Origin of the sequence: Novosphingobium sp. PP1Y, from assembly GCF_000253255.1 — a bacterium.
GTDB lineage: Bacteria > Pseudomonadota > Alphaproteobacteria > Sphingomonadales > Sphingomonadaceae > Novosphingobium.
Genome location: NC_015580.1, coordinates 3,285,167 through 3,309,832, shown reverse-complemented (window position 1 = coordinate 3,309,832; position 24,666 = coordinate 3,285,167). Strand labels below are relative to the sequence as shown.

Below are 24,666 nucleotides of genomic sequence, written 5' to 3'. Positions count from 1 at the left end.
GATTGTCGCGGCGCGTCGATCAGTGCCTGTTTTGATTGTCGCTGGCAAGGTCGTCGTTCTCATCCTGATTGTCGCGGATGGTCTCGAGGACCTTTGGCGTGGTGTAGGCGGCGGGGCGCCCGGCACCGGTGCGCCTGGCCTGTGCGGTGCGCCGCCGGTAACTTTCGACGTTCATCTCGAAGATGGTGGCATGGTGCACGAGCCTGTCCACGGCGGCGAGCGTCATCGCGGGATCGGGGAAGACCCTGTTCCATTCGCCGAAGGGCTGGTTGGCGGTGATCAGCAACGACCGTCGCTCGTAGCGTGCGCTGATCAGCTCGAAGAGCACCGACGTCTCGGCCTGATCGCGCGAGACGTAGGCGAAGTCGTCGAGAATGAGCAGGTGGTATTTGTCGAGCCTGGCCATGGCGGATTCAAGTGCGAGTTCGCGCCGCGCGACCTGCAGGCGTTGCACGAGGTCGGAAGTTCGGGTGAACAGAACCCTCCAGCCCCGTTCCACCAGTGCGAGGCCGATTGCCGCGGCAAGATGGGTTTTGCCGCCGCCGGGCGGACCGAACAGGATGAGGTTGGCGCCTTGCTCGAGCCAGCCATCGCCGGCGCACAGGGCCATGACCTGAGCCTTGGAGATCATCGGCACGGCATCGAAGGCGAAGCAGTCCAGGGTCTTGCCCGCGGGCAGATGGGCCTCTGCCAGATGACGCTCGATCCGGCGGCGATCTCGTTCGGCGAGTTCGTGTTCGGCGAGCGCGGCGAGGAACCTGCTGGCCGGCCACCCTTCCTTGTCCGCCTGGGCGGCAAAGTCCCCCCAGATGTGCTTGATGGTGGGCAGGCGCAGCTCGTTGAGCATGAGGCTGAGGCGCTGTGCATCGATCATGGGAGCTGCGTTCATGCGGCTTCTCCCTGTTCGATCAGTCCGTCGTAGATCGAGAGCGGCACCAGTTGGACCACGACTTCGGGCAGATCGGCAGGGTCCGGACTAAACCGGGCCCGCAAGGTTGTCAGGCACGGTGTTCGGCGCGCGGTCAGATCCTCGGTCAGGAGCGCGGCGAGCTCGGCCTCGCAGGCGCGTTCGTGGGCCATGGCCAGAAGTGCGACGGTAGTGCGGCATGCCTCCCGCTCGCCTTGAACTTCCAGCAAGTGGTCGAACATCAGGCGATAGGCATCTCGCGGGAACAGGCTGTCGCGATAGACCAGGCCCAGCAGCGCCATGGGTTTGCGGCGCAGGGAATGGATCACGTGGCGGTAATCGACGACGTGGCCGTGCTTCCCGTTCATGCCCGCGCGGCCGCGCGGCAGGGTCATGAGCCTCGTGCCGCCGATGAAGACGTCGAGGCGGTCATCATACAGGCGGACCCGCAAACGGTGCCCGATCAGGCGGGATGGGACCGTGTAGAACACCTTGCGCAGCGTGAAGCCGCCCGAGGACGTGACCGTCACGAGGATCTCCTCGTAGTCGGTGGTGCGCACGTCCGGCAGCGGCTGCAGGAACTTGCGTTCGGCATCGATCCCGGGGCCGTGCCGCCGGTTGCGCGCATTTACGACCTCGTCGATGAAGCGGCGATAGTCGGCAAGGTCGGCGAAGTCGCCGCTACCGCGCAGCAGCAGCGCATCCTTCACGGCAGCCTTGATATGGCCATGGGCACTCTCGATCGCGCCGTTCTCATGGGCAATGCCCCGGTTGTTCCTCGTGGGCTCCATTCCATAATGGGCACAGAGCGCGTCATAGCGCCTGGTCAGGTCGATCTTGGCATCGGCGTCCAGATTGCGGAAGGCGGCTGACAGGCTATCGGTGCGATGAAGCTTCGGCGCACCGCCTGCGGACCAGAGCGCGTTCTGCAGCCCTTCGGCCAAGGCAACGAAACTCTCGCCGCCCAGGATGACGTGTCCGTGCTCGAAGCCGCCGCAAGGCAGCCGGAAGTGATAGAGCAGGTGGTCCAGCGGCTGTCCGGCGATCGAAACTGCCAGATCGTCCATGCACGTAAAATCGGACAGGCCGAGCCGCCCCGCCTCGTGCACTTGCCGGAAAATGACTTCGCGATCTTGCCCGTTCATGGCGCGCCAGTCGCGAATGCGCCGCTCCAGGGTTCGCCGGGAGCCGAACACGGTCTCGGGATATCGGCGCCGCAGTTCCTCGAAGATCGCTATGGGCCGAAGGCCGGGAGCAGCCTCCAGCATCGGCACCACCACTTCATCGAAGATACCGGCAAGGGGATCGGGCCGGCGCCGGCTGCGCGGTGTTTGCCGCTGTGATGGCAACCGGGCGTCCTGCAAAACCCGATAGCCCGTCGCCGGGCTGAACCCGGCCTTCGCCGCCGCCAGAGCGACGGGGTTATTACGTCTGTTGGTCATGAAAAGTCTCACCTGATGATCGTTGATGTGTCGGCCGGCCACACGCCAGGTCCTCCTCCCCGGAAAACCCGATGCATAGCGGCCACCACGACCATCACAGGCACCCCGCAAAGAGCGCCTCCGGTGTGTCGGGACCGGCTACGGGCTACGCCCTCCGCCGATCCCGACACACCGGATTCTCATCTTGATTGTCGCGCTTTCTCACCCTGATCGTCGCGCGACAGAGATCGGGCTGATCGTCTCGGTTGCGGGGCTTCATCGCTTCTTCGCGCGCCGGGGCATGACGCGCAAAAAAAGACTGGCCACGCTATCGAGCAGGACCGTCCCGACATTCTGAAGCAGCGTCAGGACTGGTTCGATGGCCAGATCGACCTTGAGCCCGAACGCCTTGTGTTCATCGACGAGACATGGACCGCAACCAACATGACCCGCAGCCATGGTCGCTGCCCGAAGGGCGAGCGGTTGCGGATGGGCTTCCCCCACGGCCACCGCAAGACCACCACGCTGGTTGCGGGCCTGCGCATGTCCGGCATGGTCGCGCCGATGGTGCTGGACGGTCCGATCAATGGCGACTGGTTCGAGGCCTATGTCACCCATGTGCTGCTGCCCGAACTGCGCCCCGGGGACATCGTCATCATGGACAATCTGTCGAGCCACAAGCGCCCTTCGGTGCGCGAGCGGATCGAAGCAGCGGGAGCGAGCTTATGCTTCCTGCCGCCCTACAGTCCGGACTTCAATCCCATCGAAAAGGCCTTCGCCCGCCTCAAGGCCATGCTGCGAAAGGCTGAAGAGAGGACCGTCAGCGGCTTGTGGTCCCTGATCGGAAGGCTCGTACACATCTTCCTGCCTGACGAATGCGCAAACTACTTCAGTTCTTGCGGATATGATCCAGCATGATCGAAAATCGCTCTAATGGCGCATCGTCCGCGATCGATCACCATGACGTTCCGTTCTGCCGCGTATGCCCGGAAGGCACCGCAGTCCCAGATTTCAACTCTTATGGTTTCTCCCGGGAAGACGATATCACTGAAGCGCAAGCGGACGCTGGTCAATCTGGTTTCATCATAGTTGGCGAGCGACCGAAGCAAAGCATGGCAAACCAGTCCTGCCGTGCATAGCCCTTGCAATATTGGGCGCTTAAGCCCGGCGTCTGTCGCTGCTGCAGGATCTAGGTGAATTTGGTTGGTATCGCCGTTGAGACTGTAGAAGAACGCCTGTTCGGGGCGTGTCGCCAATTCGATCACATGATCGGGTGCACGCTCTGGCATGTCGATAGCGTCCTTGGGAGGGTTTTTCCCCCCGAACCCGCCTGCGCCGCGTATGAACGTGGTTCTTTCTAGCCGTGCAAAATTACGATTCATACCGTCATAGAGCTGGGTTTCAGTGACAAATAAGGCACCCTTACCAGGGCCCTTGTCGATCAGGTCGGTGATGCGGCTCCGGCTGATTACAATGCCTGCAGCCGGGATTGGCGCGAGCAGATCGAAACTTTGCTCGGCATGCAGGACGCTCGCGGGATCGACGCCTGTGGCTGGATCGGCGAGCCAGAAGCCAGGATGGGCCATGACCAACGCTATCGACGGCATGATCTTCAGCCTCGCCGCAGGATTGACGTAGGGGAGTTGTCGCGCATCAAGTGGATCTTGGCCCATGCCCACGGACAAGGCATAGAATGCGACGTCGCGCGCGTAGATTTCCTGCCTGCCATCAGGAATGGGGAAGGCCATCAACTTGGATACATCTAGCGGCATGGCATCCGATATCCTCGAAAAGAGGTATTCATCAAATTGAACGTCTTCAAAAGGCGGTCGGTTCTGTCAGCCCGCCAGGTGGCGACGAGGCGGTGTCGGCTCTTCAAAACGACTTTGGGAGGCCCAATGCGTGGGTCGCTACATGGCTGAGGATGAGATTGGTCGAGATTGGCGCGACTTGATAGAGGCGGGTCTCCCGAAATTTGCGTTCGATATCGTATTCCTCAGCAAAGCCGAACCCGCCGTGCGTTTGGAGGCACATGTCCGCCGCAAACCATGAAGCCTCCGAAGCGGCTAGTTTGGCCATGTTCGCTTCGGTTCCGCAGGATTGTCCCGTTTCGTACCTTGAGACGGCATGCTCGACCATAAGCGCCGCCGATGTTGCCTGCACGAAAGCGCGGGCGATGGGAAACTGTACCCCTTGGTTCTGGCCGATCGGACGGTTGAAAACGTGGCGCTGCTTGGCGTAGTCGCTGGCCCGATCAATGAAGAAACGCGCATCACCAACGCATTCCGACGCGATCAGAATTCGTTCTGCGTTCATCCCGTCGAGGATGTATCGAAAACCTTGACCCTCTACTCCGATAAGATTCTGGGCTGGGACACGCAGGTCATCAAAGAACAGTTCGGTCGTCGCATGATTGAGCATCGTGCGTATGGGGCTTACTGTAAGACCTCTTCCCAAGGCTTCGCGTAACTCCACAATCAGAACGCTCATGCCGTCAGACGAACGCGGAACCTGATCACGCGGCGTTGTACGGCACAACAGGACCATCAGATCAGAATGCTCGGCTCTGCTGATCCAGATCTTCTGGCCGTTGATCACGTAATCGTCGCCATCGCGGCGTGCTGTGGTTGTGATCCGGGTGGTGTCCGACCCGGCTCCTGCCTCGGTCACGGCAAAGGCCTGCAGACGCAGCGCGCCGCTGGCGATGCCCGGCAGGTAGCGCGCCTTCTGTTCCGTCGAACCGTGGCGCAGTAGCGTGCCCATGGTGTATAGCTGGGCATGGCACGCGCCACCATTGCAACCGGTGCGATGAATTTCCTCAAGAACAGCTGTCGCCGCGCCAAGCCCTAGCCCCGAGCCGCCGAATTCTTCAGGAATGAGGACAGACAGGAAACCCGCGTCGGTTAACGACTTGACGAAAGATGTGGGATAGCTTCGGTTCCGATCAAGTTCCATCCAATAGTGGGACGGAAAATCCGCGCAAAGTCTGCGGACTGCATTGCGGATTTCGTCAAAGCTAGGTTCTTCGTGCATAGCTGGATTCACCCTATCAAACTACTATTAGGGCATTTCGGCAGCTTTGATCGTTGCGGCGGTCCGGCGCAATCCGAGTCCGAGTTTGCGCATCTCAGCCACGTCACGCATTCCCGCGAAAACGGAGGCCGAAACGCAGTATGGTCCTAAGTCGGCGGCTAGAAAGCAGGCGACGGATGCAACACCGGCGAAGGCGAAGCCGTTATCGGTGGCAAAGCCATCCCGTCGGGACTGCTCTACCTGCGCGGCAAATTCGGTGAAGTCCAGCGGGCGCGCCCAGCGGCATTCAGCAAATCTTCGCCGCATCTCCGCCTTGTCGATATCTTGCTCTGCGGCAAGGGCTCTACCGATGGAGCCAGCACCTAAAGGCTGGCGTTGCCCCAATGCGAGAAGGATACGGGTGGGAGATTCATTTTCGCCCAGTGCAATCAATTTCACGCGTTCGGACCTGCTCACGTTCCAGAGGCCGACGGTAGCGTTGTGGTTCCTTGCAAACCAGGTCAACTGGGACTGAGCACGGGAAATGAACTGCGCTCGTCGATCTTCTACGAGGCCGCGGATGCCGCTCCAAGATTCGGCAAGCTCATAGCGTTTGCCTGTTTTCATTTCCACTGCTCCTTCCCAAAGAAGGGTCTTGAGCAAGTTCAGGCAACTCGAAGGACTGAGGCCGACGGATCGCGCGATCTGAGTCAAGGTTTGGGCCTCGCTCCGGTTCGAAAGCAGATGGAGAATTGCAATTGCATGAGATTCCGAGCGAACCGGAGCTACCAAATTCGGCTTTTATCTTTCAGATATATGCAATGCAATCTTTAATGTTGAATGAGGGGGGCATCTGATCGTAGGGTGGGTGCCTCGGGACGGAGGGGCTGCAAAATGGACATGCTTGCAGGCAAAGTGGTAGCCGTGACCGGCGCTGGTCGCGGGGTCGGTCGGGAAATCGCCCTACTTTGCGCACGTCATGGCGCATCGGTGGTGGTCAATGATCTGGGGGGGAGCGGCACTGGCGATGGCGCGGACGCGGAGCCTGCCAGGCGAACTGTCGAGGACATTCTTGCCGCGGGTGGGCGGGCCCATGCTAATCTTGCGAGCGTGGCCGATCCGCGCGGCGCAGCGTCGATCATCGAGGCTGCCGTGCAGCAGTTCGGTCGGATCGATGCCGTGATCAACAATGCCGGAATCCTGCGCGATGCAATTTGGCATCGGATGAGCCAAGAGGACTGGCGCGCGGTGATCGATGTCCACCTGCACGGCTCATTCAACGTGTCGAAGGCTGCGACGCCTTATTTCCGGGAGCAGCGGTCAGGCAGTTTCATCCACTTCACCTCGACATCGGGCCTGATCGGCAACATCGGTCAGGCGAACTACAGCGCGGCCAAGCTCGCGATAGTTGGCCTGTCGCAGTCCATCGCGCTCGACATGGCACGCGCCGGGGTGCGCTCCAATTGCATCGCGCCATTCGCATGGAGTCGGATGACGGGATCGATCCCCGTTGAAACGGAGGATCAGAAGCGGCGCGTCGAGCGACTCAAGTCGATGAGCGCGGACAAGGTCGCGCCGTTGGTGGTCTATCTCGCTTCCGACGCCTCGAAAGAAGTGACGAACCAAGTCTTCGCGGTGCGTAAGAACGAGATCTCGCTGTTTTGCAAGCCTCGTCCGCTCCGTTCGATGACGAAGCTGGAAGGATGGACGCCAGAGGCTATAGCCGCCGAGCTGATTCCCTCCTTTAGCCCCAGCTTTGCGCGCGCGGACGAAGTTTCGGCGCATGTATTCCCCTACGACCCCATCTGACGTCCGCTCTCGCGGCATTTAGGAACGCCATGAACAATCCCGGCATGGATGTCGAAGACTTCCAACAGTTCATCGAACAGTTGCAGCGTTTCGTGCGCGAACGGCTGGTCCCGGCGGAGCAGCAAGTGATCGAAGCCGATGCCCTGCCGCAAGACATCGTGCAGGACATGCGCGACATGGGCCTGTTCGGGCTGACGATCCCCGAGGAGTTCGGCGGCGCGGGGATGAACATCAGCCAGTATGCCCGCACGGTGCATGCCCTGTCCTATGCCATGCCGGCCTTCCGCTCGATCGTGTCGATGAATATCGGCATGGTCTGCTCGGCGCTGAAGAACGGAGGGACAGAAACGCAGAAGGCCGAATGGCTGCCGCGGCTCGCGGCGGGCGAGATTGCCGCATTCGGGCTGACCGAACCGGGATCGGGCTCCGATTCCGCTGGCATGCAGACCACGGCGGTGAAGACCGACCAGGGCTGGGTGCTCAATGGCACCAAGCGCTACATCACCAATTCGCCCTATGCCGGGGTGGCGGTGATCATGGCGCGCACCGCCAAGGAAGCCCTGCCCAAGAACGCGCACGTTTCCGCCTTCATCGTGCCGATGGACACGCCCGGCGTTTCGGTCGGCAAGATCGACAAGAAGATGGGGCAGGCGGGCAGTTCGATCGCCGATATCATTCTGGAAGACGTCCATCTGCCCGACGATGCCCTGCTGGGCGGCGAGACGGGCCGGGGCTTCGTCATCGCGATGAAGAGCCTCGACAACGGCCGCATATCGGTGGGCGCGGCTTCCGCGGCCTATGCCAAGCGGGCGCTCGATTCGGCGCTGCGCTATGCGACGGAGCGCAAGGCCTTTGGCGAGCCGATCGCCAATTTCCAGCTGATCCAGCAGATGCTCGCGGAAAGCGAGACGGAAATCTATGCCGCCGAATGCATGATGGCCGATGTCACCGCCCGCGCCGATTGCGGCGAGAACGTGCTGCGCAAGGCTGCCGCGTTCAAGGTCTTCGCCTCGGAAATGTGTGGCCGCGTGGTCGATCGCTGCGTGCAAGTCTATGGCGGGGCGGGCTATTTGGCGGAATACGATGCCGAACGCTTCTACCGCGATGCCCGCGTCTATCGCATCTACGAAGGCACCACGCAGATCCTTCAATTGCAGATCGCCAAACGTATGCTGCGTGAATTCCACGCCGGAACGTGGGAATGACCGAGCATGTACGATCTGCTGAACGGACTTTCGATCATCGAGGCGTCAAGCTTCGTCGCCTCGCCATCAGCCGGGCTCTATTGCGCGCAGATGGCGGCGGAGGTGATCCGGGTAGACCAGATCGGCGGCGGGCCGGATTTCCGCCGTTGGCCGGTCACGCAAGCCAACGATTCGCTCTATTGGGAAAACCTCAACCGAGCGAAGAAGTCAGTCGCGCTCGATCTCGGCAAGCCGGAAGGGCGCGAACTGCTTCAGCAACTGGTGCGTGCTACCGGCCAGTTCATCACTAATTTCCCCGCCAAAGGCTTCCTTGGGCATGACAGGCTGGCAGAAGGCTGTCCGGCCCTGATTACCGTGCGCGTCATGGGCCGGCCCGATGGTTCGCCGGCCCTCGATTACACGGTGAACAATGCCGTCGGCTATCCGATGATGACCGGGCCGGGGCCTGAGCCGGTGAACCACGTGCTTCCCGCCTGGGACTTGCTCGCCGGTGCCTATGCCGCCTTTGCGCTGATGGCGGCGATGCGCCGCCGCGATGCCAGGGGGCAGGGCTGCGAAGTGCGCATTCCCCTGTCCGATGTCGCCATCGGCACGGTCGCCAATCTCGGCGGCGTGGCCGAGATGGTCTATGAAGACGCCAACCGGCCGCGCACCGGCAATGCCGTCTATGGCCTGTTCGGGCGCGATTTCGTGACAGCCGACGGCCAGCGGACCATGATCGTGGTGGTCACGCCGCGCCAATGGTCGAACCTGATCAGCGTGCTCGGCATCGGCGAGGCCATCGCCGCCATAGAGGCGACGCGCGGCGTGTCCTTCGCCAGGGACGATGGCCTGCGCTTTGCCCACCGCGACGCCCTGTTCTCGCTGTTCGAGGCAGCGATTGCGGCGCGCGGCCATGCAGAACTGGCCGCGGCCTTCGATGCCGCGGGCGTGGTCCATTCCGCCTATCGCACCATGCTCGACGCGGTGAACGATCCGGCCATGGTGGCGGACAATCCGATCTTCGGTTCCGCTCCGAACCCCAGCCATCTGGTCTATCCCGCCGCAGGAGCCTTCGCCTCGGTTCCGCAGGTGGAGCGCACCGCCCCGCAGAGCGCCCCGCGCAATGGCCAGCACAGCGAAGAGGTGCTCAGCCAACGCCTCAACCTCTCCTCGGGCGAAATCGCCCGCCTCATCGACTCCGGAATCGTAGGAACCGCCGCATGACCCAGCTCCGCACCCAAAGTCTGCGAAGGGCCGCCATCGTCGCGCCCCTTCGCACCGCCGTCGGCAAGTTCGGCGGATCGCTGTCCTCGATGGGCGCAGGCGATCTCGGTGCCGTCATCATCAAGGCGCTGATCGAGCGAACCGGGATCGATCCCGCACGGGTCGATGATGTCGTTTTTGCCCAAGGCTATGGCAATGGCGAGGCCCCGGCGATCGGGCGCTGGTCGTGGCTGGCGGCGGGCTATCCGATCGAGGTTCCCGGCTACCAGCTTGACCGGCGCTGCGGCTCAGGGCTCCAGGCGGTGATCGACGCGGCGATGATGGTCCAGACCGGCGCCAGCGACGTGGTGCTGGCGGGCGGTGTCGAGTCCATGTCCAACGTCGAACATTACACGACCCAGATCCGCAAGGGCGTGAAGTCGGGCGGGTTGGAACTGCACGATCGGCTGACGCGCGGGCGGGTGATGAGCCAGCCGATTTCGCGCTTTGGCGTCATCACCGGCATGATCGAAACGGCAGAAAATTGCGCCAAGGATTATGGTATCACGCGCGAGGCTTGCGATGCCTATGCCGTTCGCAGCCACCAGCGCGCCACGGCAGCCTGGGCGAACGGCCTGTTCGCCGATGAACTGGTTCCCGTGCCCGTCCCGCAGCGCAAGGGCGATCCCGTGCTGTTCGCTCACGACGAGGGCTACCGTGCCGATGCCACGATGGAATCGCTCGGTGCGCTGCGTCCGCTCGAAGGCGGGGTGGTGACGGCGGGCAATGCCAGCCAGCAGAACGATGCCGGTGCCGCCTGCCTCGTCGTCGCCGAGGACAAGCTGGAGGAACTGGGACTCGAACCTATCGCCTGGTTCCATTCATGGGCCGCGGCAGGCTGCGAACCGAGCCGCATGGGCATCGGCCCGGTGCCGGCGGTCGAGCGGCTCTTCCGCCGCTCGGGCCTTGGCTGGAATGATCTCGGCGTGATCGAACTCAACGAGGCCTTCGCCCCGCAAGTGCTCGCCGTGCTCAAAGGCTGGGGCTGGTCGGACGACGACAGCCGGCACGAGATTCTCAACGTCAACGGTTCGGGCATCTCGCTCGGGCACCCGATTGGCGCGACGGGCGGGCGCATCCTCGCCAATCTGACGCGCGAGATGCAGCGGCGCGGAAGCCGCTATGGCCTCGAAACGATGTGCATCGGCGGCGGCCAGGGCCTCGCCGCGATTTTCGAGAGGGCGTGATGCCAAGCGCTTCACAATTTACCAAGGCTCTGGATGGCGCCCGCACCTTTCGTGCCACCGCGCTCGACAAGCTGCGCGCGCGGCTGGAAGCCAGCCCCATCGACGCCGAACAGCGCGCCGCGCACGGCTTTGCCTGGGTGGCGACCTCGGTCGCTGCGCTCGAGGCGGTGGCAGACTGGCTGGCGGCGGGTGGCGGGGCCAATCCGCTTGACGAGAAGATCGCCCGGCTGGCCTTTGCCGAAACCATCTCGCAGCTCATCGGCGGGCTTCCCATGGGTCAGAACGAGATCTTCCGCCCCGGTGACCTCGATCTGGGCGAAGCGGCCTTCGGCCTGCGCGAAGCCTCGCTAGAGGTAATCTATGGCGATCATGCCAAGGTCCGTGCCGAAGTGGCTCAGGCGCTGGCCGAAGGGCAGTGGCCCTCCGAGACTTTCCACGATGCGGATCTCGACGCGATCCGCGACCAGTATCGCAAGTTCACCGATGCCGAGATCATTCCCCATGCCCACAAGTGGCATCTGACGAACGAATTGGTCCCGGACGAGACCGTGCGGCACATGGCCGATCTCGGCACCTTCGGCGTATGCATTCCGGAAGAATTCGGCGGACTGGGGCTGGGCAAGCTGGTGATGTGCCTCGTCACCGAGGAGCTTTCTCGCGGGTGGATCGGCACGGGATCGCTCGGCACGCGATCGGAAATCGCGGGCGAACTGATCGTGCTTGGTGGTACCGATGCGCAAAAGGCGCACTGGCTGCCTCTGATCGCCAGCGGCGAGGTTCTGCCCACCGCCGTCTTCACCGAGCCCGATGTCGGCTCGGACCTTGGCTCGTTGCAGACCAGCGCCCGGCAGGATGCGAATGGCGAATGGGTCATCGATGGCGCCAAGACCTGGATCACCCATGCCAGCCGGTCAGATCTGATGACCATGCTCACCCGCACCCTGCCAGATGCCAGGGGCTATGCCGGCCTATCGATGCTGCTGGTGCCCAAGCCGCGCGGGACGGAAGGCGATCCGTTCCCGGCCGATGGCATGGCCGGCAGCGAGATCGAGGTGCTGGGCTATCGCGGCATGCGCGAATATGCGCTGTCGTTTGATGGCATGCGCGCGCCAGCCGATGCGCTGCTCGGCGGTGAGGAAGGGCAGGGCTTCAAGCAGTTGATGCGCACCTTCGAAGGCGCCCGCATTCAGACCGCCGCGCGCGCCGTGGGGGTGGCGCGCCGTGCCCTTGAGCTCGGGCTGGACTACGCGCTCACCCGCAAGCAGTTCGGCAAGGCGATCGTGAACTTCCCGCGCGTGGCGGACAAGCTGGCGATGAGCCTTGTCGATGTCCTCACGGCGCGCGAGCTGACCTATGCGGCGGCCCGCGCCAAAGACTCAGGCAAACGCTGCGATATCGAGGCAGGCATGGCCAAGCTGCTCGGCGCGCGCGCGGCCTGGTCGAACGCCGATGCCGCGCTGCAGATCCATGGCGGCAATGGCTATGCGCTCGAATTCGAGATCAGCCGGGTGCTGTGCGACGCGCGCATCCTCAACATCTTCGAAGGCGCGGCGGAAATCCAGGCGCAGGTCATCGCCAAGGGCATGGCATGAGGGCGCAACTGATGAGCGATTTCAGCTCATGGATCGGCCGCGAGGAACAGCGCAGCGACAGCATTGACGGCGGCCACCTGACCCGCTGGCTTGCCACGCTCGATCGCGCGGCCCCCGCCGATGGCAGCGTGCCGCAGGCTTTCCACTGGTGCCTGTGCCTGCCCGATGCGCCAACTGCGGCGCTGGGCCCCGATGGCCATCCCCGCCGCGATGACAGCCCGGAAAGCTTCCTGCCGCCGGTCGAACTGACGCGCCGCATGTGGGCGTCGAGTGCCGTGGAATTCCACGCGCCGCTCAAGGTGCGGGCCGCAGTGACCTGCACTTCGCGCATTTCCTCGATCAAGGCCAAGCAGGGCGGTTCGGGCTCGCTGGTCTTCGTCGAAGTGGCACATGAAATGCATGGGGAAAGCGGGCTGGCTGTCAGCGAGACCCAGTCGATCGTCTTCAAGGAAGCCGGCCCCGTCGGCAGCCCCCCGGTGCCCGCGCCGTCGGGCGAGGGGCGTTTCGATCCGTCCGATTGGCAGGCGCACCGGCTCATCGTGCCGTGCGAAGCGCTGCTGTTCCGCTTCTCGGCGCTGTCCTTCAACAGTCACCGCATCCACTACGATCTTGCCTACGCCACCGACCAGGAAGGCTATCGCGGCCTAGTGGTCCACGGCCCGCTGACAGCAACCCTGCTGCTCGATCTCGCCGCGCGCGAATTTGGCGACAACGCTATAAAGCGCTTCGCCTTCCGCGGCAATTCGCCCGGCATGTGCGGCGAGGATCTCCATCTTGTCCTGCGCCGCAGTGGCGACGAGGTGGAACTGGGTGCCTTCGCCGCAGACGGTCGCAACGTTTTGAGCGCGACCGGGACCCTGTAAACTGAAGCTTGGCGCAGGCATCAGCATCGAAACGTCTTTCTACTTGCAGCGTTGGCTTCGATCAAGGAACCGATCGGCCGTGATTGCATCTTTCCCGATCCCGGCATTCAAGAGGATTGCTTCCGCCGTATCGATCATCGCAGGCGGACCGCAAAGGTAGGCTTCGTGACTCTCTAGGTCCTCAATTGAGGTGAGAGCCTCCGTCACCAGTCCGCGTGCACCAGTCCATTCGCTGTTCGCCGGTTCTTCGGACAGCACCGGGGTAAATTCGAAGGGCGCGTTCCAAGCGGCACTCAGCTCTTCGATCTCAGCGAGGCAATAGAGGTTTTGCTGGCTCCTTGCCCCGTAGAGCAGCGTGACCGGGCGCGTACCGCCGAGCGCCATAGCTTGCTCCAGGATGGCCATGATAGGAGCCAGGCCACTGCCGCCGGCTAGGCATATCATCGGGGCCGAAGTCTGCTTGAGGCAGAACTGGCCATAGGGCGCCCGAAGTTGCAACTTTGTACCGATTCGATCGCCACCGAACAGCCAATCGGTGAATGCTCCCCCGGGAACATGGCGGATATGAAACCGTAGCAATTGGACCGCCCCTGCGCCGGGCGCGAATGCAAATGAATAGCTGCGCGGTCCTTCGATGCCGGGTGCGGTCAGATCGGCGTACTGCCCGGGCGAGAAGGGCAGAGGACGGTCGAGTTCGAGGGTAAGCCCGATGATGTCTTGACACAGCCGGGGCGCAGCAATGATCGTCCCGGTGTAATCTTCGACTGTGGACTGCATGGCCAAGGGTGCGTCGAGCGCAATGGTCAAGTCCGATCGAGGCATGGCCTGACAGGCCAGCCGGTATCCAGCGGCGAGTTCTTCACGTTCCAGTACGAGCGCGGAAGGGCTCAATTCCCCGATCTTGCCGTCCACCAGTTTGAACCGGCAAGTGCCGCATGAACCGACCTTGCAGTCGTGCGGCATGGCCAACCCCTCTGCCAGCATCGCTTCAAGCAGCGTCTTGCCCCGTGGGACCTCCAGTATTGCTGGTTCTCCGGCAATCCTGACCTTGCTTGATCGCTGCTTCTTGAGGAATGAGAACATTGAATGGGTGGCCTTGCTTGGACATGAAGAAATTGTGAAAAAGAAGCGGGATCCCCGTTAAAGGGATCCCGCCAAGGTTACATGGGGGCAATCGGAGAGGAAAACCCCCATGCGGGTGGAACCGTCAGTCGGTGGTGGCCCAGGCGGGCCAACCAGCCTGGGCGTTCGCCGCCATCGCTAATTTGCGCTCGCTTGGCGAAGCGAAATGCAGATCCCAGTCTTTCAACCGCGGCTGTGCGATGAACCGGTGCCAGACGGGCGGGACAAGGCCGCACAGGAAGCAAAGGAACAGCGAAGGCATCTGCGGCGCCTTCGGCTCGGGCTGAAGTTCGTAGAAGGGAATGTGGCCGTCGAGATGGTGGTTGATGTGGTTGGTAATTTCCACGCCGATCGGACGCACGATCATGCCAAGATGGTTCCAGGCGTGGTGTTTCGCGATGGGATCGCCTTCCACGCGCAGCAATCCGTAGTGCTGGAAATAATTGAAGCCTTCGACGAACATCTTGGCAAAGAACATTGCGCCAACAGTAGCGAATCCGGCGATCGGCCCTGCCGCCGCGGCAACCCCCAGGATGATCGCGCCGACCAGCACCAGCTGGAGCCACATGGCATTGCGCCAGCTCCACGGCGAATGTCCGAGACGCGACAGGATTTCGCCCTGCTTTTCCCAAGTGTCCTTGTACGAACCCCAGGTCGCCTGGAACACGAAGCTGTATATCGTTTGTCCGCGTAGCGGGGTGTCGCTGTCCTTCGCGGTGTCAAGATGGACGTGGTGGGTGACAATATGAGCAACATCACGGTTGGGATCGCCGTAAAAGGCGCTCAGGCCCTTGGCCACGGCCCGTGGAAACCAATGGCGGCGATGCATCAGCTCGTGCGCCACTGGCAGGGTCGGGACAGCCGACAGCCAGGCCAGGCTGGCGATCGAACCGATCAATTGCCATGCCGAACCATCGGTTCCCCAGATCGGGTTGGTTCCGGTCGCCACCGAATTCGCGAACGCCAGATAGAGTGCAACCATCAAAGGGAATTGCAAGTAAATCGCGATATCGGCAACCAGTGCAATCCCGCGCGAGCGCGCCTTGTGATCGCTCGGCAGGACGATATCCAGTAGCATCAGCACCGCGAAGGTGGCGATGCCAAGCCAGACGAACGGGCCGCCGAGGATGAAACCCGCAACGCCGGTGAGGGTCATGGCGGGGACCAGAAAATAGCGCAGAGCATCCATTGCTTCTCTCCGATTTTGGGCACCTGCTCGCGGATGCGGGGAGCGTCCGATTGTCTTTTGATTGAACGGCGCGACAGACGGGTCCACCCGATGTCGCGCCGGGAATTACTAGAGGTAGATGTTCAGGTTCTTGCTGAGCATCACGTTGTGCTTGAGGATGATCCGGCGCTTGACCAGCTGATAGGCACCGCCAGTCTCGCGCCAGATGTCGATCCGGCTGCCGATCAGCGAATCCTCGTCACGTTCGTTGCGGTTGCGATAGGCGTAGAAGTTCGAGAACACCCGGAACTCATCCGCCTTGTCGGTGTGTTCCACTTCGACATTGGTGACGATGTGGGTGTAGCGCGTGGCCGGATCTTCCGACCATGCCGTGCCCGTTTCCAGGCGCGTGAGGCGTTTTTTGATCTCGTCGAGGCTGTCGTTGTAATAGGCCATCCGTGTCAGGTCGGTGACCTGATCGGTCGTATCGCGGCGATAGCGGGTCTCGATCCCCGGCATGTGATAATGCAGGTCGTCAGCGAGCATTGCTACCCAGCCGACATAGTCTTCATCGTCCAGGCAGCGCGCTTCGCGATAAAGCGTCTGGGTCAGCGCATGGGTCAATTCCAGCGAAGCGGTTGCGCCAGTGCGGGGGCGTTCGAGAGTGGTGGTCTGGTTCATTGTCAAATATCCTCTCAAAGCGCGAACAGGCCGGGAAGGTCGCGCGTTTCGGCCACCCCGGTCAGGCGGGGTTCGGGCCGCGGCGGCGTCGCGCCGAGATCGGTGGCCTCCATCATGTCCAGCCACCGCTGGTAGAAGCCGCGCTGGTTGGCGTCGTTATACTGGCCGCGATAGACGATCCCGGGCAGAGTATCGTGTTCGATTTGGCGCCCGATGCCGCAGCGATAGTGCAGCCTTTCGTGGCGGGTGACGACGCCCCGGTTGACCGTGGTGCAGTTTTCCCAGTTTTCGCCATCGTCCATCTCGAATGTACCGCCGGGGCCGAAGGTCTGCATCACGCCCTTGGTCACTTCGTCCTTGATGTCGTCTGGCATCGCCTTGTTGACAATCACCCAGGTCTTGAGCTCGAACTGCATCGGACCCTTGGGCTGCCATTGCCGGAAGGTGGAAATGCCCGGCAGGAACGAGACGTTCGGGAAGATCGAGGCCGAGGCCACCGAGCCGCAGATCTGCGAGCGCATGGTGCCTAGCCGATCGGCCATCTTCGGGCGCATCTTCTCGTAATATTCCATCACCTTGGGGCGGCCGAGCAGGAACAGGTCGCCCACGCCCTCGGTGCCGAATTCCCAGCCGTGCCCATTGACGCTGGCATGGTAGGAATTTTCCATGTCGATCGGTGGGAAGGGCTGGCCGTTGTTCATCGACCGGCAGCCCGAATCGTGGGTCCAGCCGGCGTGGTAGGCATCGCCGATGAAGTTCTCGACCCCGAACTTCCAGTTGGCGCTGATCACCGACTTGATGCAGCCGCCGACCAGTTCGGTGCCGCCTTCCTCGTTGTCGAGCAGCATGTCGAGATACCAGCGGAAATCGCCGAGCCAGGCGTCGAGGCTGGGTCCGTCCTCGGCAAAGGTGGCGAACACCAGCCCCTTGTAGCTGCCGACCCGGGCGACCTGCCTCAGTCCGTTCTTCTTGCGGTCGATGTCGCCTTCGTCGTAGCAGTATTCCTCGTGCATGCCCTGCAGTTCGCCGGCTGTGTTGAAGGCCCAGCCGTGATAATTGCAGACGAACCGGCGAGTGTTGCCGGCATCCGCGAAGCAGACCTTGTTGCCGCGATGCGGGCAGGAATTGAGGTAGACCTTGATCGAGCCGTCAGGTTGGCGGGTGACGATCACCGCGTCCTCACCCATGTGCGTGGTCAGGAAATCGCCGGCCTTGGGCAGCTGGCTTTCATGGGCGACGAACAGCCACGAACGCGCGAAGATGCGGTACAGTTCTTCCTCGTAGATGTCGGTGTCGCTGAAGATGCGGCGGTCGAGCCAGCCTTCCTTGAGGTCCATGTAACGCGAAAATTCCGGCTCACGGCCGATCCGTTCCAAACGCATGGTTATCGTCTCCCGTTGTATTGATCTAGAAAAATACGTTGACGTTGCTGTCGGGCAGCACCGAATGGTCGAGCGCGATTTCGCGCGCAGCGAGAAACCAGCTTTCGCCACCCTTGCGCCAGCGATCCGTGCGTCCGGCGGTGAGCAACCGGGTCTGCCCGTCGATCCGGTTGCGGTGGATCACCACCACCGAATGGACCACCGCTTCGTTCGGCTCGTCCGAGGGAATAACCTCGACGTTCGAGACCACCCGGCGCACGAAGTTCGGCGGATCCTCCGCCCAGACGAAGCCGGAGCGCAGGCGGTCGATTCGCAGCTTCAGCCGGGCGAGATTGTCGTTGAAGACATTCCCGGCGCCGACCGCGATCGGGGCGGAACGATCGGCCCGGAAGCGACGGCTCTTGAGCGCCATGTGGTAGGACACGTCCTCGCACAGCAGCTCCAGCCACTCCTCGAAGCGCTCGTCGTCGAGCAGCCGCGCCTCATGGAAGAGGCGCTGGGTAAGGGCGGTTACCGTGTCATGCAGGGCGGGTTCGGAGCGTACGTCAAGCATCGACGGCCTCCCGCGATGCAAGCGAATTGAGATTGTAGGCGGGAACGTCGCTCCAGCTCGAGGCCTGCATGTGTTCTTGCCAGCGGCGGTAGAAGTAGCGCTGGTTGTGTTCGCTCACCAGGCCGGCGGCAATGTCGCCCGGAAAGCCATCGCGCGCGCCGGAGCGGCCAAGGGCCATGTTGGTGTAAACGTCCATCTGCGCTGTCCGCCAGCCGCGTGATTGTTCTGTGCAGGCGGCCAGATTGTCCCCATCGTCGTTGTCGAAAAGGCCGGCCAGCCCAAAGGTCAGGCACTGGTTGTCGAGGATGGTGGCCTTGACTTCCTCGGGCATGTCGTTTTCGACCATTGCCCAGGTCCATTGTTCGATCTGCCCCGGTCCCTTGGGATGGTAGACGCGGAACCAGTTGAGGCCGGGCAGGAACTGGAGGTTGGGAAAGATCGTGATGTTGATCTGAGAGCCCCACAGCTGTTCGCCACGGGTCTTGCCGAGCCGCTCGATCGCGGTCGGCCGGTTGGCCTCCAGATAGTCGAGCATCGGCTTCGGATCGGGGTAGAAAGCATAGCCGGATACTCCGTCGAGCGAGGTCAACGCCATGTGGCCGTTGAGCCCGGCTACCGACAGCCCGCCTTCGAGGTTGGCGCTGGAATTGCCGACACTGAGGCCGGACAGGTCCATCGACTGCACCGCCATCATCGCCCCGGCATGGGCCCAGCCCAGATGATAGCCATCGCCGCAGACATTTTCGACTGGCAGCTTCCAGTTGGTGTTCAACACCATCTTCTGGGTTTCGCCGACCAGCGAGGTGCCGCCGGGCAGAGCATCGAGCCAGACGTCGAGATAGAATTTGGCATCGCCGAGATAGTCTTCGAGCGACGGCGCGGCGGGATCGAAATTGCCGAAGATCAGCCCTTTGTATTCGGCGACCTGCGCCACCGGCACGAGCCCGAATTTGCTGCGGTCGAGTTCGCCAAAATAGGCCTCGTTTTCAAGCGGGACCCCCGCCAGCGCACCATCCGGGGCGAACGACCAGCCGTGGTAGTTGCAGGTGAAGGACCGGGCATTGCCGCGATCGGCGCGGCAGATGCGGTTGCCGCGGTGAGTGCAGGTGTTGAGGAAGGCCTTTACCGAGCCGTCCTTCTGCCGGATGACGATGACGTCGTCTTCGCCCATGTAGGTGCGGAAGAAGTCATTGGGTTGCGGGATCTGGCTGGTGTGGGCAAGGAACAGCCAGCATCGGCCAAAGACGCGCTCAAGCTCCTGGCGGTAGATCGGCTCGCTGGAATAGATCGAGCGTGATTGGCGTCCTGTGCTCGTATCGACCAGATCTGCAACATCCATATTGCCCTTCTCCTCTCCTCCGTTGGACCTCCCGGCTTGGAGCGGGCGGTTCCACGTAGCCATGGATAAAGCAAAGATCATGCCAAGGTGAAAAATGGCGCAAACATGCTCGATAAGGGGGATCGGCTCACGCTCGATTGCTTGCAGGGATTGTCATTTTCGTCAATTGTTCAGAAAATCGTGGTGCAGGATTGACATTTTGGTAAAAGGGATGGCGATGAAACAGCTTCCCGGCTACGCCGACCTTACCAAACGCTTGCGCTTTTCGCCCGAGCAGGGCCGCATCTGGCGCGACAGCGAACGATGCGTGCTTTTGAGCCAATCGGCGCTGACCACGCTGCGCAGCCAGCTGGTGGCGCAACTCGGACTGGCGCGGGCGCGACGCCTGTTCTGGGACATGGGCTTTGCGGAAGGCGCGAGGTGCGCGGTCGAGGCGAAGGAACTGCGCCCCGATCGCGGGTTTCTCGAAGCCTTTGCGGTTGGGCCCCAGGCCCATGCGCTGACCGGGTTTGGCTGGACCGAGATCGAGACCTTGGACAGCGATTCGGCGAGCGGCCATTTCCACGGCAGCTTTGTCGTCCACGATTCGATCGAGGCCGCGGTCCATCTGGCAACGGATGGCGTCAGCGCCGATCCGGTCTGCTGGTTGCAAACCGGCTTTGCGAGCGGCTTTGCCAGTTCCTTCGCGGGCCAGCCGATCGTCATGCGGGAGATCGAATGCCAGGGGATGGGAGACGGCGCCTGTCTGCTGCACGCCAGGCCGGAAGCGGAATGGCCCGAACTCGACGACGTCGAGAAATCGGTGCCGCCGCTGATGTTGGCGAACTCGCAGGCCGATCGGCACGAATTCGTCCCCGGCGTTTCAGCCGGGTATCACGCCGTCCGGAACATGATCGAACGCGCCGCCGGGACCGATGCCAGCCTACTGTTCCTGGGCGAGACCGGCGTCGGCAAGGAAGTGTTCGCCAAGATGGCGCATCGCGCCAGTCTCCGCAAGGATGCGCCGTTCGTGGCCCTCAACTGTGCCGCCATACCTGAAGGGCTGATCGAGGCGGAACTGTTTGGCGTGGCGAAGGGTGCCTACACGGGCGCGGTGGCAAGCCGCCCGGGACGGTTCGAGCTGGCGCATGGCGGCACACTGTTCCTTGATGAAATCTCGATGCTGTCCCCGCTGGCCCAGAGCAAGGTTCTGCGGGTCATTCAGGAGGGCGAATTCGAGAGAGTCGGCGATACCAGGACCACGAGGGTCGATGTGAGGTTGCTCGCGGCGTCCAACATCGACCTGGAAACGGCAATGGAAGCAGGCCATTTCCGCGCTGATCTATTCTTCCGGCTCGCTACCTTGCCGATCCAAGTTCCTCCCTTGCGTCAGCGCCGCGAGGACATTCCCGGCTTGATGGAACATTTCCGCGCGAAGTACGCCCGGCGCCATCAGCGTGAGGTCGCCGGCTTCACGGCGAGATCGATCAATGCCCTGCTGATGCACGAATATCCAGGCAATGTCAGGGAACTCGAACGAATGGTTGAACGCGCGGTGTTGCTGGTGAACGATGGCGAGGCGATCGACCTTCGGCACCTGTTCCTCGGCTCGGATCGCATGCGCATCAGGGCCGGCCTGGCCTTGACCAACGATGGACGGGTGTCGGGCGCCGAGGTCGGTAAAGAACAGGATCAGTCGATCAGTCACTTGGTCGGACTGTTGCGGCAGAAAGGGGTAGGGCTGAAAGCCGTTGAGAGCATGATCGTCGAAGCCGCGCTGGAAGCTGCGCGGGGCAATGTCGCGCAGGCAGCTCGAGACCTGGGCCTGACCCGGCGGCAGCTTGCATCGCGCCTGGAAAAGATCGGACGGTAGCGAGAGCCTTGGCATCCATCACTTGAAATGGATTGTATAATGTGCAACGAAAACCGCTGATTTGGGGATGCGGCGAGCAGCCCGGACGTGGCAAACAGAAAGTGGGGAGAGAACCTAGTGCGCTCGATTGCGATTGTTGGTGCGAATCTGGCGGGCGGGCGCGCAGTCGAAGCCCTGCGGCAGGCAGGGTTCGACGGGCGGATCACCTTGATCGGCGAAGAACCCTGGCGTCCCTATGAACGTCCGCCGCTGTCCAAGGAAGTGCTGTGGGACCCGGCCAACGTCCCGGACAATTTCTTCCTCCAGGACGAGGCCTGGTACGACGACAACCGTATCGACATGCGCCTGGGCACCCGCGCCGAAGCGATCGACCTTGCGGGCGGCGGGGTGCGTCTGCCGGGCGGCGAATTGGTTCAGGCGGACCGGATTCTGCTCGCCACGGGCGGCCACGCCCGCAAGCTCAACCTTGCCGGGTCCGATTGCGCCAACGTCCATTATCTGCGTACGCGCGACGATGCGACCCGCATGGCCCTCGACCTGCGCGAAGGGGCCAGCATCGTGATTGTCGGGATGGGCGTGATCGGCGCCGAAGTCGCCGCCAGTGCGGTAAAACTCGGCTGCAAGGTCACCGTCGTCGAGCCGATGCCGGTGCCGATGGAGCGAGCGCTCGGCCGGCGCTTTGGGCAATGGCTGGGCGAGGAACATCGCAAGCGGGGAGTAGCGACCCATTTCAACTGCGGCGTGACCGGCTTCAGGTTTGCCGGCACCGTGTCAGCGCGGTCGAGGCGGACGATGGCACCGTGATTCCGTGCGATGCCGTGATCGTGGGGGTGGGGATCGTGCCGGCCACTTCGCTGGCCCGCGATGCCGGGATCGGGGTCAACAACGGGATCATCGTCGACCGTCGCTGCCAGACCAGCAACCCGGCGGTTTTCGCGGCGGGCGACGTGGCCGAGCAGGACGGGTTTTTCGGCGGACGGTTCCGGCAGGAAACCTACCAGAACGCGGCGGACCAGGCGCAGGCGGCTGCTCTGGCGATGCTGGGGCAGGAGGTCTCCTACTGCAAGCCGATGTGGTACTGGAGCGACCAGTTCGATCTCAACATCCAGTTCTGCGGGCAGATTCCGGTGGATGCCGAGGTGGCGATCCGCGGCGAGATGGACAGCAACGCCTTCGTCGCCTTCTTCCTGGCCGGCCAGGCGATCGAAGGTGTGCTGACAGTCAACCGCGCGCCCGACATGGGGGTGGGAAAACGGCTCGTTGAACGCCGGGCCCGCGCCAGCGCTGCGAGCCTGGCCGACGCAGGTGTGTCCTTGCGGGATCTGCTCAAGCAGGCGAGCTGATTAGCCCGCGGCGCGGTCAGCCGATGCCGCCCCCGGCGACGAAAAGTGTCTGGCCTGTGACGTAGGACGCATCGTCGGAGGCGAAAAAGCAGATCGCCGCGGCCAGTTCCTCGGGCTCGCCAAAGCGGGCCATCGGCGTATCGCGCAGCGTCTGTTCGATCACCTGGCTGAAGCCCAGGCGATCCGCTTCGGTGGGCGCAGCCGGATTGCGGGGGGTGACCCTGGTCACGTTGACCCCGCCCGGCGCGACGCAGTTGACGCGGATGCCGCTGGCTTCGAGCTCAAGTGAGAGGGCTGCGGTCAGCGCGGCGACCCCGCCCTTTGCGGCGGCATAGGGGACCCGGTTGACGCCGCGTGTCGCAACCGAGCCGATGTTGACGATCGCCCCGCGCCCTGCCGCCAGCATGTGGGGCAGAACCGCGTGGCAGCACCACAGGGTCGGCCACAGCGACCGGTTGATTTCCGCGGTGATTTCCTGCGGGGTGTAGTCCCAGTAAGGCTTGGCCCAGATCGTGCCGCCGACGTTGTGGACAGCGACGTCGATTCGCCCGAAGCGATCAATGACCGTCTGATACAGCTCGACAGCGCCTTCGCAATGTTCCAGGTCCACCGCGACTGCCAGGGCATTGCTGCCTTCCGCCTTGAGCTGTGCAGCCGAAGCCTCGGCCGCCTCCGCTGCGCGGTCGGCGATCACGACGCTGGCGCCTTCCCCGGCCAGGCGCCTCGCGGTCGCCAGGCCAATCCCTTGCGCGCCCCCCGTGACCACCGCCACCTTGTCATGGAATCGATTCAGCAAAGTCACGTCCACATCCTCCCTTCGTTCGTCCCGGCGAAACGAGACCTGTTCGATCTTCGGCAAATCCTGCCATTAGCGGCAAGAGCCCGATATTAGGACTTGAAGTGACATAAGGAAAAGCATTACACAATGGGGAACGTCCCGCTTTAGGCGGGCTATATCCAATGGGAGAGCATGAGCCATGGCAAAGACTTTGTTGAGCGCCACCGATGTCAAGGGCGCTTGGGCAATCATTCCGACCCCGTCCAAGGATAACGCGTCAGACTGGCGTGCGACCAAAACCGTCGATCTCGATGAAACCGCTCGCGTGGTCAACGGGCTGATCGATGCCGGAATCGACGGCATCCTGAGCATGGGAACGCTGGGCGAAGCCGCGACCATGACCCATGACGAAAAGCTGGACTTCATGCGTGCACTGATCGACGCGGCGGCCGGTCGGGTTCCGGTCTTCGTCGGCACGACCTGCATCAACACCCGCGATACGGTGGCGCTGACGCGGGAAGCGCTCGCGCTCGGTGCCGACGGCACGATGCTTGGCGTGCCGATGTGGTGCGCGCCCAGCCTCGACGTCGCTGTCCAATTCTACAAGGATGTTGCCGAGGCCGTGCCGGAAATGAACATCGCGATCTATGCGAACCCGGAAGCCTTCAAATTCGATTTCCCGCGTGCGTTCTGGGCCCAGGTGGCTGAAATTCCTCAGGTCGTGACCGCCAAATATATCGGCGTCGCCAACCTCTTGCCCGACCTGGCCGCGATCCGCGGTCGGATCAAGCTGCTGCCGATCGACTTCGACTATTATGGCGCGGCGCGGATGGATGATTCGGTCGACGCTTTCTGGTCGAGCGGAGCGGTCTGCCACCCGCTGGTGACGACCACCCTGCGCGACCTGGTCGCCCAGGCCCGCGCAACCGGCGACTGGAGCGCGGCCAAGGCGTTCATGGGCCGCCTCGGCCCGACCGCAGCCCCCTTGTTCCCGAACGGCAGCTTCAAGGAATTCTCGACCTACAACATTGCGCTTGAAAAGGCGCGGATGGACGCCGGTGGCTGGATGAAGGCCGGACCTGTGCGTCCGCCCTACCATCTCTGTCCGGAGCCCTATCTGGCGGGCGCGCGCAAGTCCGGTCAGATGTGGGCCGAACTGGGCAAAGCGCTCGAAGCCGAAGCATTGGGCGCTGCTGCCTAGGAGGAT

22 protein-coding genes and 1 pseudogene are annotated in these 24,666 nt (G+C 62.7%); 11 read left to right on the top strand and 12 right to left on the bottom strand.

All coding sequences use genetic code 11. The annotated features are described in order from the left end of the window. Positions 1-19: 19 nt before the first annotated feature. Entirely contained in the window at positions 20-889 is an 870-nt protein-coding gene (istB, locus tag PP1Y_RS21620; protein WP_013832221.1) for an IS21-like element helper ATPase IstB, read from the bottom strand. Further along, positions 886-2,391, bottom strand: coding sequence for an IS21 family transposase (istA, locus tag PP1Y_RS21615; protein WP_013832220.1), 1,506 nt, complete (start codon positions 2,389-2,391; stop codon positions 886-888). Before istA ends, istB begins: the two co-directional genes overlap by 4 nt. A 169-nt stretch (positions 2,392-2,560) precedes the next feature. Between istA and PP1Y_RS21605 the strand changes: the two are divergent. Next, positions 2,561-3,246 (top strand): annotated as a pseudogene (locus PP1Y_RS21605) (IS630 family transposase); the annotation flags it as partial. Here PP1Y_RS21605 and PP1Y_RS21600 read toward each other — a convergent pair. From PP1Y_RS21600 to PP1Y_RS21590, 3 genes are all read right to left on the bottom strand, one after another. After that, positions 3,213-4,100: a MaoC/PaaZ C-terminal domain-containing protein gene (locus tag PP1Y_RS21600; protein ID WP_013834107.1), complete on the bottom strand. Its 888-nt coding sequence runs from the start codon at positions 4,098-4,100 to the stop codon at positions 3,213-3,215. The pseudogene PP1Y_RS21605 and the gene PP1Y_RS21600 overlap by 34 nt on opposite strands. Positions 4,101-4,203: 103 nt before the next feature. Next, entirely contained in the window at positions 4,204-5,361 is a 1,158-nt protein-coding gene (locus PP1Y_RS21595) for an acyl-CoA dehydrogenase family protein (protein WP_013834106.1), read from the bottom strand. A gap of 27 nt (positions 5,362-5,388) precedes the next feature. Next, the gene (locus tag PP1Y_RS21590; RefSeq protein WP_013834105.1) at positions 5,389-6,132 is read right to left on the bottom strand and encodes a helix-turn-helix domain-containing protein; all 744 of its coding nucleotides are present in this window, start codon (positions 6,130-6,132) and stop codon (positions 5,389-5,391) included. A gap of 108 nt (positions 6,133-6,240) precedes the next feature. Between PP1Y_RS21590 and PP1Y_RS21585 the strand changes: the two genes are divergently transcribed. From PP1Y_RS21585 to PP1Y_RS21560, 6 genes are read left to right on the top strand one after another with little or no spacing between them, the layout of a single operon-like run. Continuing rightward, entirely contained in the window at positions 6,241-7,149 is a 909-nt protein-coding gene (locus PP1Y_RS21585; RefSeq protein ID WP_013834104.1) for an SDR family NAD(P)-dependent oxidoreductase, read from the top strand. A 29-nt stretch (positions 7,150-7,178) separates the two neighbouring features. Further along, positions 7,179-8,354 carry an acyl-CoA dehydrogenase family protein gene (locus PP1Y_RS21580; protein ID WP_013834103.1) on the top strand — a complete coding sequence of 392 codons (1,176 nt, stop codon included), beginning with the start codon at positions 7,179-7,181 and terminating at the stop codon, positions 8,352-8,354. A 6-nt stretch (positions 8,355-8,360) separates the two neighbouring features. Next, the gene (locus tag PP1Y_RS21575) at positions 8,361-9,560 is read left to right on the top strand and encodes a CoA transferase (RefSeq protein ID WP_013834102.1); all 1,200 of its coding nucleotides are present in this window, start codon (positions 8,361-8,363) and stop codon (positions 9,558-9,560) included. Next, positions 9,557-10,786 carry an acetyl-CoA C-acetyltransferase gene (locus tag PP1Y_RS21570; RefSeq protein WP_013834101.1) on the top strand — a complete coding sequence of 410 codons (1,230 nt, stop codon included), beginning with the start codon at positions 9,557-9,559 and terminating at the stop codon, positions 10,784-10,786. Before PP1Y_RS21575 ends, PP1Y_RS21570 begins: the two co-directional genes overlap by 4 nt. After that, a complete protein-coding gene (locus PP1Y_RS21565) occupies positions 10,786-12,378 on the top strand; it encodes an acyl-CoA dehydrogenase family protein (RefSeq protein WP_013834100.1) in 1,593 nt (530 codons plus the stop codon). The genes PP1Y_RS21570 and PP1Y_RS21565 overlap by 1 nt, the downstream gene beginning before the upstream one ends. Before the next feature lie 11 nt (positions 12,379-12,389). Next, the gene (locus PP1Y_RS21560; RefSeq protein ID WP_013834099.1) at positions 12,390-13,241 is read left to right on the top strand and encodes a MaoC family dehydratase N-terminal domain-containing protein; all 852 of its coding nucleotides are present in this window, start codon (positions 12,390-12,392) and stop codon (positions 13,239-13,241) included. 39 nt (positions 13,242-13,280) lie between these two features. On the opposite strand, the gene PP1Y_RS21555 is transcribed toward PP1Y_RS21560, so the two are convergent. The 6 genes from PP1Y_RS21555 to PP1Y_RS21530 all read right to left on the bottom strand — a co-directional run bounded on the left by PP1Y_RS21555 (position 13,281) and on the right by PP1Y_RS21530 (position 19,486). After that, positions 13,281-14,324, bottom strand: a complete 1,044-nt coding sequence (locus PP1Y_RS21555; protein ID WP_013834098.1) for a 2Fe-2S iron-sulfur cluster binding domain-containing protein — start codon at positions 14,322-14,324, stop codon at positions 13,281-13,283. A 124-nt stretch (positions 14,325-14,448) separates the two neighbouring features. Further along, positions 14,449-15,519: an alkane 1-monooxygenase gene (locus tag PP1Y_RS21550; protein ID WP_304412555.1), complete on the bottom strand. Its 1,071-nt coding sequence runs from the start codon at positions 15,517-15,519 to the stop codon at positions 14,449-14,451. Positions 15,520-15,660: 141 nt separating this feature from the next. Then, positions 15,661-16,212: a 3-phenylpropionate/cinnamic acid dioxygenase subunit beta gene (locus PP1Y_RS21545; RefSeq protein WP_013834096.1), complete on the bottom strand. Its 552-nt coding sequence runs from the start codon at positions 16,210-16,212 to the stop codon at positions 15,661-15,663. A gap of 14 nt (positions 16,213-16,226) precedes the next feature. Further along, positions 16,227-17,594 carry an aromatic ring-hydroxylating dioxygenase subunit alpha gene (locus tag PP1Y_RS21540; protein ID WP_013834095.1) on the bottom strand — a complete coding sequence of 456 codons (1,368 nt, stop codon included), beginning with the start codon at positions 17,592-17,594 and terminating at the stop codon, positions 16,227-16,229. Between the two features lie 25 nt (positions 17,595-17,619). Then, positions 17,620-18,147: an aromatic-ring-hydroxylating dioxygenase subunit beta gene (locus PP1Y_RS21535; RefSeq protein ID WP_013834094.1), complete on the bottom strand. Its 528-nt coding sequence runs from the start codon at positions 18,145-18,147 to the stop codon at positions 17,620-17,622. Beyond that, on the bottom strand, positions 18,140-19,486 hold the full coding sequence (locus tag PP1Y_RS21530) for an aromatic ring-hydroxylating dioxygenase subunit alpha (protein ID WP_013834093.1): 1,347 nt from the start codon (positions 19,484-19,486) through the stop codon (positions 18,140-18,142). Before PP1Y_RS21530 ends, PP1Y_RS21535 begins: the two co-directional genes overlap by 8 nt. Positions 19,487-19,703: 217 nt before the next feature. Here PP1Y_RS21530 and PP1Y_RS21525 point away from each other — a divergent pair, with 217 nt between their 5' ends. The 3 genes from PP1Y_RS21525 (at position 19,704) to PP1Y_RS26525 (ending at position 22,681) form a co-directional block, all read left to right on the top strand. Continuing rightward, positions 19,704-21,338: a sigma-54-dependent Fis family transcriptional regulator gene (locus PP1Y_RS21525; RefSeq protein WP_013834092.1), complete on the top strand. Its 1,635-nt coding sequence runs from the start codon at positions 19,704-19,706 to the stop codon at positions 21,336-21,338. Positions 21,339-21,425: 87 nt separating this feature from the next. Then, positions 21,426-22,142 (top strand): NAD(P)/FAD-dependent oxidoreductase, encoded by a 717-nt coding sequence (locus tag PP1Y_RS21520; RefSeq protein ID WP_255327355.1) that lies wholly within the window; start codon positions 21,426-21,428, stop codon positions 22,140-22,142. Continuing rightward, entirely contained in the window at positions 22,139-22,681 is a 543-nt protein-coding gene (locus PP1Y_RS26525) for an oxidoreductase C-terminal domain-containing protein (RefSeq protein ID WP_013834090.1), read from the top strand. The genes PP1Y_RS21520 and PP1Y_RS26525 overlap by 4 nt, the downstream gene beginning before the upstream one ends. Before the next feature lie 16 nt (positions 22,682-22,697). On the opposite strand, the gene PP1Y_RS21515 is transcribed toward PP1Y_RS26525, so the two are convergent. Then, entirely contained in the window at positions 22,698-23,483 is a 786-nt protein-coding gene (locus tag PP1Y_RS21515; RefSeq protein WP_013834089.1) for a 1,6-dihydroxycyclohexa-2,4-diene-1-carboxylate dehydrogenase, read from the bottom strand. A gap of 175 nt (positions 23,484-23,658) precedes the next feature. On the opposite strand from PP1Y_RS21515, the gene PP1Y_RS21510 reads away from it, so the two are divergent. Beyond that, a complete protein-coding gene (locus tag PP1Y_RS21510) occupies positions 23,659-24,660 on the top strand; it encodes a dihydrodipicolinate synthase family protein (protein ID WP_013834088.1) in 1,002 nt (333 codons plus the stop codon). The last annotated feature ends 6 nt before the right edge of the window (positions 24,661-24,666 follow it).